12 protein-coding genes are annotated in these 12,265 nt (G+C 67.9%); 1 reads left to right on the forward strand and 11 read right to left on the reverse strand.

The window, feature by feature from the left end; translation table 11 throughout:
* Positions 1 to 95 precede the first annotated feature (95 nt).
* Entirely contained in the window at positions 96 to 893 is a 798-nt protein-coding gene (locus ABDC25_RS17155) for a DeoR/GlpR family DNA-binding transcription regulator (RefSeq protein WP_021201707.1), read from the forward strand.
* Positions 894 to 938: 45 nt separating this feature from the next.
* Here the strand turns inward: ABDC25_RS17155 and ABDC25_RS17160 are convergent, their stop codons facing one another.
* The 11 genes from ABDC25_RS17160 to ABDC25_RS17210 form a co-directional block, all read right to left on the reverse strand.
* Positions 939 to 1,898 (reverse strand): ketose-bisphosphate aldolase, encoded by a 960-nt coding sequence (locus ABDC25_RS17160; RefSeq protein WP_021201706.1) that lies wholly within the window; start codon positions 1,896 to 1,898, stop codon positions 939 to 941.
* 9 nt (positions 1,899 to 1,907) lie between these two features.
* Positions 1,908 to 2,564: a class II aldolase/adducin family protein gene (locus ABDC25_RS17165; protein ID WP_021201705.1), complete on the reverse strand. Its 657-nt coding sequence runs from the start codon at positions 2,562 to 2,564 to the stop codon at positions 1,908 to 1,910.
* Positions 2,561 to 4,072, reverse strand: coding sequence for an FGGY family carbohydrate kinase (locus tag ABDC25_RS17170; protein ID WP_347123823.1), 1,512 nt, complete (start codon positions 4,070 to 4,072; stop codon positions 2,561 to 2,563). The genes ABDC25_RS17165 and ABDC25_RS17170 overlap by 4 nt, the downstream gene beginning before the upstream one ends.
* A complete protein-coding gene (locus tag ABDC25_RS17175) occupies positions 4,069 to 4,956 on the reverse strand; it encodes a carbohydrate ABC transporter permease (RefSeq protein WP_021201703.1) in 888 nt (295 codons plus the stop codon). Before ABDC25_RS17175 ends, ABDC25_RS17170 begins: the two co-directional genes overlap by 4 nt.
* Positions 4,953 to 5,843, reverse strand: a complete 891-nt coding sequence (locus ABDC25_RS17180) for a sugar ABC transporter permease (RefSeq protein ID WP_021201702.1) — start codon at positions 5,841 to 5,843, stop codon at positions 4,953 to 4,955. The genes ABDC25_RS17175 and ABDC25_RS17180 overlap by 4 nt, the downstream gene beginning before the upstream one ends.
* A gap of 79 nt (positions 5,844 to 5,922) precedes the next feature.
* Positions 5,923 to 7,239: an extracellular solute-binding protein gene (locus ABDC25_RS17185; protein ID WP_347123826.1), complete on the reverse strand. Its 1,317-nt coding sequence runs from the start codon at positions 7,237 to 7,239 to the stop codon at positions 5,923 to 5,925.
* A gap of 281 nt (positions 7,240 to 7,520) precedes the next feature.
* The gene (locus ABDC25_RS17190; RefSeq protein WP_136024643.1) at positions 7,521 to 7,961 is read right to left on the reverse strand and encodes a DoxX family protein; all 441 of its coding nucleotides are present in this window, start codon (positions 7,959 to 7,961) and stop codon (positions 7,521 to 7,523) included.
* Positions 7,962 to 8,080: 119 nt separating this feature from the next.
* Positions 8,081 to 8,950, reverse strand: a complete 870-nt coding sequence (locus ABDC25_RS17195; RefSeq protein ID WP_136024644.1) for a dihydrodipicolinate synthase family protein — start codon at positions 8,948 to 8,950, stop codon at positions 8,081 to 8,083.
* A complete protein-coding gene (locus tag ABDC25_RS17200; protein ID WP_347123829.1) occupies positions 8,947 to 10,602 on the reverse strand; it encodes a tripartite tricarboxylate transporter permease in 1,656 nt (551 codons plus the stop codon). The genes ABDC25_RS17195 and ABDC25_RS17200 overlap by 4 nt, the downstream gene beginning before the upstream one ends.
* Positions 10,599 to 11,156, reverse strand: a complete 558-nt coding sequence (locus ABDC25_RS17205) for a tripartite tricarboxylate transporter TctB family protein (protein ID WP_347123831.1) — start codon at positions 11,154 to 11,156, stop codon at positions 10,599 to 10,601. Before ABDC25_RS17205 ends, ABDC25_RS17200 begins: the two co-directional genes overlap by 4 nt.
* A gap of 89 nt (positions 11,157 to 11,245) precedes the next feature.
* Positions 11,246 to 12,214, reverse strand: coding sequence for a tripartite tricarboxylate transporter substrate binding protein (locus ABDC25_RS17210; RefSeq protein ID WP_347123833.1), 969 nt, complete (start codon positions 12,212 to 12,214; stop codon positions 11,246 to 11,248).
* Positions 12,215 to 12,265: the final 51 nt, after the last annotated feature.

Below are 12,265 nucleotides of genomic sequence, written 5' to 3' on the forward strand. Positions count from 1 at the left end.
ATGCGGCAGCCGGGTGGTGCAACAGGTGCAACAGTATCGCGCGGCGCCGGCGGCGCACCCGTCGGCTGCTCCGCCGTCCCGAGTACGCTGAGGGGATGCCAGAGTGGTCGCAGACGGTCCCCGCAACGGTGCGGCGCGAGCAGATCGTGTCGATCATCGAGCGTCAGGGCTTCGCCCGCGTGCAGGAGCTGAGCCGCACCCTCAGCGTGTCCGAGGTCACGGTGCGCAGCGACCTCGACCTCCTCGCCGAGGAGAACGTCATCCAGCGCGTTCACGGCGGAGCGATCTCGGGCATCAAGTCCACCGCCCACTCCCCGGACTACGAGCGGGCCCTCACGCGCGCCGTCACCGAGAAGCGACGCATCGGCAATGCTGCGGCCGCGCTGGTCGAGAGCGAGATGGCGATCCTGCTCGATGCCGGGACGACGACGCTCGCGATCGCCCGCGCCCTGCGAGCCCGGGAGGATCTGCGCGGCGTCGTGGTGTTCACCAACTCCCTCACGATCGCGCTCGAGCTCGGCGTCGCGGAGCCGCACCAGATCACTGTCGTCGTCACCGGCGGCACCGTGAACTACAAGCAGCGCTCGCTCATCGACCCGATGGGCGACATGTTCATCGGGTCCGTGCACAGCGACATCTGCTTCATCGGCTGCAACGGGGTGTCGGAGCGGGGGTTCACGAACTCCAGCCTCCCCGAGGTCACCATGAAGAGGCGCTACCTCGACTCGGCGGCGCGGGCCATCGTGGTCGCCGACAGCTCGAAGATCGGCAAGAGTCAGGTGATCCAGGTGGCTCCGCTCGCGCGCGTCGACGTGCTGATCACCGGCGTCGAAGCGCCTCCGGCCGAGCTGGAGACGCTTCGAGAGGCCGGACTCGCGATCGAGCTCGCCTGACCTGCGAGATCGAGCTCGTCGCGCCTCACCCGCGGGGCCGGGGCCTCAGGCGCGACCCGAGGAGCCGAACTCACGCATGCGCTGCGTGACCATCGCCCGGAATGCGCCCATCGCGGGGCGCAGCTGCTCGCTGGGCTCGACCACCGCGGGGTTCTCCTGCAGGAATGTGCGCAGCGCGGCACTCCAGGCCAGGTGGGAGTCGGTGCCCTGATTGATCTTGCGGATGCCTGCGGCGATCCCCTCCGCCTTCTGCTCAGGCGAGATCCCGTACGAGGGCCGCACGTCACCGCCGTGTGCGTTGATCCTGGCGACCGCCTCGGCGGGCACCGACGAGGAACCGTGCAGCACCAGGAAGGTGTCCGGCAGACGTCCTCTGATCTCCGAGATGAGGCCGAGCCGCAGCCGTTGGCCTCCGGCCTCGTCGGTGAACTTGACCGAGCCGTGACTCGTGCCCACTGCCACCGCGAGCGCGTCCACCCCGGTCTGTTCCACGAACTCGACGGCCTGATCGGGGTCGGCGAACACGATCTCCTCGAGCACCCCGGTGACACCCGCCTCCGCCCCGCCGATCGTGCCGAGCTCGCCCTCGACGCTCACACCGAAGGGCACGGCCGCCTCGACCACCCGACGCGTGAGCGCCACGTTGTCGGCGAAGGAGGCGGGTTCATCGGTGCCGCTCGCTCTGCTGGCGTCGATCATCACGCTGGTGAAGCCGTGGTCCATGGCCCGCGCGCAGTCGTCATGGGTGCGTCCGTGATCGAGATGCAGCACTGCGGGGACATGCTCGTATTCGGCGACCAGACCCCTCAGGCGGTGCCACCAGCGCGATTCGTCGTCGTAGGCGGACATCCCGGCGATCGCCTGCACGATCACGGGCGAACGCTCCGTCTCGGCGGCATCGAGCACCGCGATCGCCTGATCGATGCTCGACACGTTGAAGGCGCCGACGGCGTAGCCGCCCGCGTCGGCGTCGGCGAGCGCGGTACGCAGAGTCTGCAGTGCCATCCGTGATCCTCAGAGCGACTCGGTGATGCCGAGCGTGTCGTAGTCGAGCACGATCGGGGTGTCGGTGAGCGCGCGGGCGTAGGCCTGCACCTTGGCCGCCGACTCCACCGCGACACTGGTCTTGAACGCGTCACGCAGGTTCGGCCCGACGGTGAGCAGGCCGTGGTTCGCCCACACCACCGCGTTGAGGTCGCCCATCGCGTCGCACATGTGCTCGCCGAATTCGGTGTTGTTGCTGAGCTCGAACGGCATGATCGGCACGTCGCCCTTGGTGTAGATCACCATGTTCACCAGCGTCCCGAGGATCGGCGACCCCACGACGCCCCAGACGTTGGAGAACACCGGCTCGGAGTGCACGATCGCGTTCACGTCGGGTCGACGCCGGTAGACGGCCATGTGCACGGTGACCTCGCTCGACGGCCCGAGCCGTCCGTCGATCACCTCGCTGTCGCCGTTCACGAGCACGATGTCATCGGCGCTCATCTTGTCGTACTCGAGGTCGGTCGGCGTGATCAGGAACCGGTCCTCGACGCCGGGAACGCGGATGCTGATGTTGCCCTGCGTGTTGAAGTTGAGTCCGTACTCCATCGAACGCAGGCAGTAGTCGAGGATCTCCTCGCGCGCGGCGTCGATGTCGAAGTCGAGCTGGAGCGTCGTCTCGGTCATTTCGTGTTCTCCTTCTGGTGGGGCGGTTTCTGGGTCGGCCACGATGGCCGGGCCAGGTGCGGCGCGATGCCGCGGGTCACGTCGTAGAGGGCGGCGTAGGCGGCTCGCTGCGCGGCGTACCACTCGCCCGATGCGGGGTCGGGCTCGGCCGCAGCAGCGGGGTCGGGGGCGACGAGGAGATCCGAGGAATCGGCGCCGAGACCGCGGAGCGCGAGCATCGCCGCCCCACGGGCGGATGCGTCACGGGCGACTGGCGTGAGTCGCGTCCCGGCCGCGGCGGCACGGGCGGAGAGCGCCTCGGCGTTCTCGGAACCTGCGCCGGTGACCTGGAGGTCATCGACGCGGACCCCGTGGCGGTCCAGGGCCGCGATGATCTTGTGGAACTCGAAGCCTGCGGCCTCCACGACGGCTCGCGCCAGTTGCGGCACGGTCGTGTCGAGCGTGAGGCCGTGGATCGTTCCGCGCGCGGAGGGGTCGTTGTCGAGGGTGCCGGAGCCGGCGAGGTACGGCAGCACGAGGAGAGAGGGCGGATCCTCGGCGAGCGCGCCGAACACATCGCCGACGTCACGACCCAGGAGGGTCGCCAGCCATTCCAGCACCCATCCGCCTGCGGCGGTTCCGGCGAGGGTGATCCATGTCTCGTCATCGAGTCGGTAGCTGGCGAAGCCGGTCGACTCGAGTCCACGCGGGCGTTCGCGGGTGGCGACGGAGAGGCAGTCGCTCGACCCGAGCGCGATCACGGACCGCGCTCCCGCCTCTCCGCCGGCGCCGAGGAAGGCAGCCGCCTGGTCGTGCGTGCCGGCAACCAGGCGCGTGCCGGGTGCGACGCCGAGCACGGCAGCCGCCTGGTCGTGGACGCCGGCGATCATGGTTCCCGATGCCACGGGGACCGGGAGCCGGTCTTCCCGCACCCACGGGGCGGAGGCGGCCACGGCTTCGAGGATCTCGCTGCTCCATTCGCCTCGATCGACGTCGAGGATGCCGGTACGCGCGGCCTGACCGAGGTCGATGGCAGCGACACCGCTCCACCGCTCGGCGACCAGATCCCCGATGCAGCGGTAACCCGCGGCCGCAGACCAGGCATCATCGCCGGCCATGATCTTGAAGACCGAGAACATCCCGTGCAACGGCTGTCCGGTGATCGCGGTGAAGCGGCCGTCTCCGAGCCGCGCACCCAGCACGGCGGCGTGTTCGATGCCGCGCGTGTCCATGCTCACCGCCACCGGAGCGAGCGGTACGCCGGCCCCGTCGACAGGTACGACGGCCTCGCCGAGCACGCTGAAGCCGATCGCCTGCACCGCGTCGCCGAGTTGCTCTGCCTCCGCCGCCGCTGCGCGCACCACGCTCTCGGCGGCGACGATGATCTCCTCGGCATCGAGCTCGACGCGCCCGCGACCGTCGCGCCGCAGCATCAGCGGTGCCGACGCCCCACCGAGCGTCCGTCCGTCTGCGGCGAAGGCGACGGCCCGCACGCCACTGGTTCCGAGATCGAGGCCGATGACGCTCATTTGATCGCTCCCGACAGGCCGTTCACCAGGTACTTCTGGATGAAGACGAACAGCAGCACGACCGGGATGGAGATCAGCACCAGGATCGCGAACAGTGCCCCCGGCTGTGACAGGTACATGCCGCGGTAGGCGAGCGGCACGAGGGTGAGCGGCTTGAGCTCGTTGTCGCCGAGCGTGACGAGCGGCAGCAGGAAGTCGTTCCAGCTCATCATCGTCTGCCACACCGCGACCACGGCGAGGGCGGGCTTGCCGAGCGGCAGGTAGATGCGCCAGAAGATCTGCCAGCTGTTCGCCCCGTCGAGTCGTGCGGCCTCGTAGGTCTCGAGCGGGATCGCGAGGTAGGAGGTGCGGATGATGATGACCGCGAACGGCAGGCCGAGTGCGCTGTACACCAGGACGAGCCCGAGGAGGTTGTTGTACAGCTGCATCGACTGCAGGATGCGGAACGTCGCGACCACGATGCTCGACATCGGGAGGATCAGCGCGAGGATCAGCACCCCGAAGATCAGGGCCTTCAGCGGAACCCGCAGTCGGGCCAGGGCGAACGCGGTCATCGATCCGAGCAGACAGACCAGCAGCACCGAAGGCACCGTGATGAGGAGGCTGTTGAGCAGGTGCAACAGGATCGGGTTCTGGTCCCAGATCGTGAGGTAGTTCTTGACGCTGAATTCCGCGGGGAACAGCCCGAAGAACTGCGTGCCGGGGTTGTTCGGCGGCATCATCGAGAGCCCGACGACCATGATGATCGGTACGAGCCAGAGCACGGCGAGCGGCACGAGCACGAAGTGCAGCCAGCCGACGCGGCGTCCGGGAGCACCGTGGCGGTGACGGCCGACGGTGTCCTTCGGGACGATCAGGGTGCGGGTCTCGCTCGTCGCGGTCATTTCTCGTCTCCTGTGATGAATCCGGCGCCGAACACCCGCACCATCGAGAGCGAGCTCACGACGGCGACGACGAGCAGCACGACGCTGATGGCCGAGGCGTACCCGACGTTCTGCAGCTGGAACGCCTCCAGGAACGCGAAGGTGGGCAGCATCTCCGACGCGTGGTTGGGTCCGCCCTGCGTGAGCACGTAGACGAGCTCGAAGGTCTTGAGCGAACCGATGATCCCGAGGAGCACGAGCGACAGTGTGGTGGTCTTCAGCAGGGGGAACGTGATCCGCACCATGGTCTGGAAACCGTTGGCGCCGTCGATGCGCGCCGCCTCCACGAGGCTGGGATCGATCAGCTGCAGCCCCGCGAGGTAGAACAGCATCGAGAACCCGGTCCACATCCAGACGTTCACGAAGATCACCGCGAAGATCGCCGTCTGCGGATCGGCCAGGTAGTTGCCGCCGAGGAAGGTGAGCCCTGTGGCCTTGCCGATGGCGGTGAGCACGCCGTTGAAAGGGTCGAGGATGCGCTGCCACACGATCCCGACCACGACCGGCGAGAGGATCGCGGGGATGAAGAAGATCGCCCGGTAGATCGTGCTGCCGCGGAGCCCCTGGTTGAGGGCGACGGCGAGGAGGAAGCCGATCACGCCCTGGGGGACGATCGTCAGCACGATCCAGAACGCCGAGTTGCGCAGCGTGATGAGGAACGTCGGATCCTGGAACAGCTCCAGGTAGTTGCCGATGCCGACTGCCGTGCCGACGTTGACACCGTCCCAGTCGAGCGTGCTCGCCTGCACGTTGTACACGATCGGGTACACGACGAATACGGCGAACAGGATGAGGGTCGGTGCCAGGAAGGCCAGGCCGACCAGCCGCTCTCTCGTCAGGATCTTCATGCGCGCTCCTCTCGGCGCAGGGTCCGGGGAAGAGGTCCCGGACCCTGCACGAACTCCACTGCTGCCACAGGTTCCTGAGCTACAGGGTGTCCTGGACGGCCTGGACGGATTCCGCTGCCTCCTGCGGAGTGGCGTTACCGGTCGCGATGGCGGCGAGCGCATCGGCCACGGCCTGGTCGAGCTTGGGCGACTCGAAGTAGCGCGAGTACTTCACCTGCGGGAGCCACTCGTCGACGAACAGGTTCCAGATCTGCTCCTGCTTCTCGCTCGTGAACTTCTCCGGAGCGAGACCGGTGACGGCGGGGACATCGTTCATGGTGTTGACGAGCTTCTGCGCGGCGGAGCCGGCGATGAAGTCGGTGAGCACCTTGCAGGCGAGGTCGGGGTTGGCCGTGTTCTTCGAGATGCCCAGGCTCACGTCGATGCCGCCGACGAACTGCGGCTCGGCGGCACCGCCGGGGATGGTCGGGAACAGGAACGGCTCGTACCCGGACATGCCCTCCGACAGCGGCGGGATGTCGGACTTGGTCGGGTCGGACTGCTGGATCCACCAGGCACCGAGGGGGATCATGGCGGCGTTGCCCGCCTCGAACTGGTTCACCGCCGACGGGTAGGCGTCGAGGCCGATCGCACCGTCCTGGGCGATGCCGTCGGAGAACAGCTTGCCCCAGTACTCGAACGCCTTCACGATGGCCGGGTCTGTCCATTGCACGGAACCGGCCTCTGCCTCATAGACGGTTCCGGGCGAGACGTTGTTGGCGATCTGCAGGAAGACGACGTTGCGCAGCCAGGAGTCCTTCGCGGGCAGGAGGAACGGGGCGGCGTCGCCACCGCTCAGGTCCTTCGTGGTCTGCACGAGCTCGTCCCAGGTCTTCGGCACACTCAGACCGGCGTCGTCGAAGATCTCGGAGTTGGCCCAGAGGTTGACCGTCTGGGTGAGGATGGGGAGCGAGTAGAAGTTGTCGTCGCCCTCGGGGTTGCCCATTCGGGCCTGTTCGATGCCGATCGGGTAGAACTTGCTCTGCCAGTCGTCACCCCAGGTCTCGGCGGCGCAGTCCTGCAGAGGCATCAGGTTCTCGCGGTACTGCTGGGTGAGCGCTCCGGGCTGCAGGCCGAGCACGTCGGGCATCGTGTTCGAGCTGGCACGGCTCTGCAGGTCGACGAGGTACTCCGGGTAGTTGAAGATCGTCGCGTCGATCTTCGATCCGTCGTTCTCCGCTTGGAAGGCCTCGATCATCTGACGGGTCGTCTGCTCGATCGGGCTCCACGAGCGGAACGTGATGGTGTCGCTGGAGGCGTTTCCCGACGCGTCCGGCGCTGCGCCGCCGGCGCAGGCGGTGACTCCGAGGGCGGTGATGACCGTGGCCACTCCCGCCAGGCTCCTCTTGAGCTTCATCTGCAATCCCCTTACTTCGCTGTAAAAGTCCTCGGCGAGATGCCGAATGCGCTCAGTTTAGGTTTATTTGCGTATTTGGCGCCAGGAATACGGGGAACCTCAGTGAAAGTCTTTTCTTTTTTGTGTTTTCGCATACCTTGGTCGTCGAAAACGAAAGCGGAGGTGCGCGTGGAGGCCGCAACGACGCGGAATGCGGGTTTCCCTTCCGCAACACACCCCGCACAGACGACGGATGCCGCGACCCCTCGGGCCCGCGGCATCCGTCGTGATGCGGAGGTTCTTCAGCTCAGCCAGGCCGGTGCGCGTCCCCGCAGGAACGCACCGTCCAGGGAGAAACGCCCGGCGCCTGTGAGCGCGAGGGCGAGAGCTGCCGCACCGAGGACGGCGACGAACTCGTAGCCGCCCTCGCCGACCCAGAGGCCCGCGGGAAGGTGCACGGCGATGAGCGCGACGATCATGTCGATGGCCAGCAGGAGACCGACAGGACGGGTGAAGAGGCCGAGGATCAACAGGATGCCGCCGATGAGCTCGACGAAGGCGACGACAGGGCCGGCGATCTCCGGGAGCGGAATCCCCATGCCTGCGAAGCTGCCGATCGTTCCGGGGAGCGTGAACTCGAAGATCTTCTGCGCGCCGTGTGCGGCGAAGATCGCGCCGACGACCACGCGGAGGACCAGGAGTCCCAGCGAGGGTGCGGCGGAGGGGGCTGTGGTGTTCGTCATGAGGAGTTCTTCCTTCGTGGCAGGACACCCGCGCGCCAGGCGCGGAGCAGGGTCGTTCCCTGGTTCCACGCTAGGAAGACGACATTTCCATCTCCTGTGACCGTGTCACCTGTGACGTGTCACCGGTGCGCGGCCACCACCTCGGCGACGGCGGTGCGCTCGGCGGCACTCGGCTCGGCGATCGCCATGCGGCAGTGCGTGTCGACCACGTCGAGCACGCGGTACGCCTCCTTCATGCGGGCCATGTCGCCACCGATGAGCCCGACCACATCGTCGACCGCGGCCTGCGCAGCGACGATGGCCGCCGCGTCCCCGGACCTCCCGGCGTCGGCGAGGGCGCGGAACGGCTTCGGCGTGACGGACGACACCCCGGACACGACGCCCTGCGCCCCCACCTCGACGGCCGCGATCAGGTCGCGGTCTGCGCCGGTGTAGAGGTCGAAGTCGGCGGGCACGACGGCACGGTAGGCGGCGATGTCGTCAAGGGAGAGTTCGCTGATCTTGGCGCCCACGACGTTGGGCAGTCGTGCGAGACGCGCGAGGAGCTCCGGCGACACCGGGTTGCCGCTGCGGGCCGGGTAGATGTACACGTACAGCCGCCCGTCCCCGACGGCCTCCGACACCGCGCGGTAGTACTCGAAGATCGCGTCGTCCGTGGCCTGCAGGTAGTACGGCGTCAGCGCGGCGAACTCGGTCGCGCCCAGTCGGCGGGCGATACGGGTCAGCCGCACGGCCTCGAAGGTGCTGGGGCGACCGACGTGCACGACCACGCGCATACGCTCCTGCAGCTCGGCCAACGCCGCTTCCACGATGGCCGCGAACTCGTCGGCGTCCACGGCGGGGAACTCGCCCGTCGTGCCGAGCACGAACGCTCCCTCGTTCCCCGAGTCGGCGACGAACCGGAAGATCGCACGCGAGCCCTCGATGTCGAGGGTGCCGTCGCGGTGGAACGCGGTGGGCACGGCGGTCAGGATGTCATAGCGGGTCACTTCTCGGTCTCCTCGGAGTTCTTGCGGGTCTTGCGGGCACGACGCCCTGAGGTGTCGATGTTGCGGACGGTGGAGGTGAGCAGATCGGGCTGGGCTGCGAGCTCGTCGTGCGCCTTCTCGATCTGCTGGATGCTGTCGTCGTGCAGGATCGAGTCCGCGAGCGAGGCGCGCTCGGCACGGGGCCTCCGGGCGGCGCGGATGGCCGGCATCACGATCGAGAGCACGGCCAGGGCGAGCAGCACGAGCGCGATGGGGCTGACCACCTCGAAGAACGGACGCGTGGGGAGGATCGCCAGCGTGCGGGCGAGGTTCTCCTCGGCGAGCGGTCCGAGCAGGAGGCCGAGCACGACCGGACCGGCCGGCACCTGCATGCGCTTGAGCATCACGCCGATCACACCGAAGACGAGCATCGTCACGACCGTCGACAGGCTGTTCGAGGTGGCGTAGGTGCCGATGATGCAGAAGATCAGGATGCCGCTCCACAGATACGGCTGTGGCACGTCGAGCAGCTTCACCATGCCCTTCATGCGCACCAGGCTGAGCGCGAGAGAGAGGATCGTCGCGATCAGCATGATGCCCACGATCGAGACGACCAGGTCGGGGCGGTTCGTGAAGAGCGTCGGACCGGGGGTGATGCCCCAGATGATCATCGAGCCGATCATCACGGCCATCACCGAGTCACCGGGGATGCCGAGGGCCATGGTCGTCGTGAGGGAGCCGCCGAGGGTGGCGCTGGAGGCGGTGTCGGAGGCGGCGACACCCTCGATCGATCCCTTGCCGAACATCTCGGGGTGCTTCGACGCCTTGCGTGCCCGCTCCCATCCGATGAGTCCGGCGATGTCCCCACCGGCCGCGGGGATGAGCCCGACACCGAGTCCGACGGCGCCGCCGACCGCGGTCGCGCGCCCGCTCTGCTTCAGTTCGGCGCGGTTCGGCCACCAGCGGCCGAGACTCGAGATCGGGCGCACGGCCGACTTCCGATGCGTGAGCAGCTGGTCGAACAGCTCGGCGATGCCGAAGAGTCCGATGATCACGGCGATGAAGTTGACGCCCTCGACGAGTTCGAGCACCCCGAAGGTGAAGCGCTGGTCGGCGGTGGCCGCGTACGTGCCGACGCTGCCGAGCATGAGTCCGAAGAGTCCGGCGAGAATGCCCTTGAGCATCGACTTCGACGAGATGCCGATCATGATCGCGATGCCGAAGACCACGAGCGCGAACAGCTCGGGCGACTTGAAGTAGTCGCGGGCGAAGCTGGCGATCGGCACGGCGGCGACCGCGAAGAGCACGAGTGAGGCGAGGATGCCGACCGCCGAGACGATCGCCGAGACGGTGAGCGCGAGCCCCGCCCTTCCCTGCTTCGCCATCGGATACCCGTCGAGGGTGGTGGCGATGGACGCGGGCGTGCCCGGGGTGTTGATCAGGATGGACGGCACCCGGTCGCCGAAGTTCGCCGCGACGTAGATCGTCAGCAGCACGGCGAGTCCCTGCACGGGCTCGAGGGTCATCGTGAAGCCGGCGGCGAGGGCGACGGCCATGGTCGCGGTGATGCCGGGGAACGCTCCGACCATGAACCCGAGCACGAGGCCGACGAGCATGTAGAGCAGGATCGAGATGTCGAGGAGCGAGTTCAGCCCCTCCATGAGCGCGTTCACAGGGGGATCCTCAGGAGCATCCCGAACACGACGTAGACGAACGCCGTGACGGAGGCGGAGTAGATGACGAGGCTCAGCCAGCGGCGGTGGCCGTAGAGGAGCATGAGGGTGGCCATCAGCAGGGCGGCGGCGATCGGGAAGACCTCGATGCGGTAGCCGAACAGGATGACCGAACCCAGCGACCACAGCGCGATGAAGGCGCCGGTGATCGCGAGGGTGGCGATCACGCGCAGGTAGCCTCCTGGCTGGATGCGCTCGAGGTCTTCACGGGTGGGGGCCGGACGGGTGATCGCGACCGCGAGCAGCGCGATGGCGATGACGACGCCGGTGACCCCGATGACGAGGGGCCAGAAGCGGGCGTCGATCTGCCCGGGGGCGGCCTCGCGGCGCAGCGGGATCTGCGTTGCGAGGAAGAGGTAGCCGGCGGTGAACCCGAGGGCGACGACCGCGAACACGATCTCGAGGGGACGCGAGGCGGAGGCGCCCTGGTACCCGTCGTCCGTGGCGGCGACGGAGGCGTGCGTTGCAGACCCGTCCGATGCGGAGGTCGACATGGTGCTCCTTTCCTGATCCGAGAAGTGAGGGTGGGTGCTGCGGGGGCCGGTGATGAGCCCGGCCCCGCAGCATCGGCGACCCGGTCTTCTCAGCCCAGGAGGTCCTTGAAGAGGTCGAACTGCTCGTCGACGAAGGTGGTCCACTCGGCGGAGTCGCGGTACACGACCAGGTTTCCGGCGTCGGCCTGGAACTTCTGGTAGCTGTCGGACTCGACGGCTTCCTTCACGGCGGCTTCGAGCGTGGTCTTGACGTCGTCAGGGAGACCCTTGGGTGCGTAGATGCCGCCCCAGCCGCCGAAGATCACGTCTTCGCCGATGGCCTCTTCGACCGTCTCGACGTCTTCCGCGTCGGGGTGGCGCACGTCGTTCATGACAGCCAGGATGCGCACGGCCTCACCCTGCGCCAGGGCTTCGCCGAGGCCGGAGACGGCGGCGACGGTCTCACCCGATGCCGCTGCTGCGACGGCTGTCGCTCCGCCGTCGTACGGCACCGGGGTGAAGGCGGCGTCCGTCGCGTCGCCGAGCCCGATGGTGGCGGCCTCCCAGATGGAGCCGGCGCCGGAGTTGGCGACCGTCACGGCACCCGCCTTCGCCTGAGAGACGAGGTCTTCCAGCGTCTCGATACCGCTGTTCGCGCCGACCGTGACCACACCCGGGGCGAGCATGATCTGGCCGAGCAGGTCGAAATCGTCCGGCAGCACGTTGGCGCTCTGGGTGGTGTTCAGCATCGCGATCTCGACGGGCGCGAATCCGATGACATACCCGTCGGGATCCTGCGCGCCCACGTACTCCATGGCCAGCGCTCCGGCGGCACCGGGCATGTTCTCCGGGATGACGCTGACGCCGAGGATCTTCTCGAGTTCCGTGGCCAGCGCGCGCGACGAGAGGTCGGACCCTCCGCCGGGGTTGGCCTGGATGATGAGTCGGATGTCGCTCTCGGGGAACGTCGATCCGGCCTCCTCGCCCTCCTCGACCTTGGTGCAGGCCGAGACGATGAGAGCGGTGGCTGCGAGGGCGGCGATCGCGGCGGCCGCCCGGGTGATGCGCTTGCGGGGCATCTTTGCTCCTCTACGTGGGTCGACCCTGTTGTCGACTCCCCGACCGTAGCA

This window comes from Microbacterium sp. SY138 (genome assembly GCF_039729145.1).
Taxonomy (GTDB): domain Bacteria; phylum Actinomycetota; class Actinomycetes; order Actinomycetales; family Microbacteriaceae; genus Microbacterium; species Microbacterium maritypicum_A.

Excerpts from the sequence above, each read along its gene's own strand:
- ABDC25_RS17155 (WP_021201707.1), top strand. The coding sequence starts at position 96 with ATGCCAGAGTGGTCGCAGACGGTCCCCGCAACGGTGCGGCGCGAGCAG.
- ABDC25_RS17160 (WP_021201706.1), bottom strand. The coding sequence starts at position 1,898 with ATGGCACTGCAGACTCTGCGTACCGCGCTCGCCGACGCCGACGCGGGC.
- ABDC25_RS17165 (WP_021201705.1), bottom strand. The coding sequence starts at position 2,564 with ATGACCGAGACGACGCTCCAGCTCGACTTCGACATCGACGCCGCGCGC.
- ABDC25_RS17170 (WP_347123823.1), bottom strand. The coding sequence starts at position 4,072 with ATGAGCGTCATCGGCCTCGATCTCGGAACCAGTGGCGTGCGGGCCGTC.
- ABDC25_RS17175 (WP_021201703.1), bottom strand. The coding sequence starts at position 4,956 with ATGACCGCGACGAGCGAGACCCGCACCCTGATCGTCCCGAAGGACACC.
- ABDC25_RS17180 (WP_021201702.1), bottom strand. The coding sequence starts at position 5,843 with ATGAAGATCCTGACGAGAGAGCGGCTGGTCGGCCTGGCCTTCCTGGCA.
- ABDC25_RS17185 (WP_347123826.1), bottom strand. The coding sequence starts at position 7,239 with ATGAAGCTCAAGAGGAGCCTGGCGGGAGTGGCCACGGTCATCACCGCC.
- ABDC25_RS17190 (WP_136024643.1), bottom strand. The coding sequence starts at position 7,961 with ATGACGAACACCACAGCCCCCTCCGCCGCACCCTCGCTGGGACTCCTG.
- ABDC25_RS17205 (WP_347123831.1), bottom strand. The coding sequence starts at position 11,156 with ATGTCGACCTCCGCATCGGACGGGTCTGCAACGCACGCCTCCGTCGCC.
- ABDC25_RS17210 (WP_347123833.1), bottom strand. The coding sequence starts at position 12,214 with ATGCCCCGCAAGCGCATCACCCGGGCGGCCGCCGCGATCGCCGCCCTC.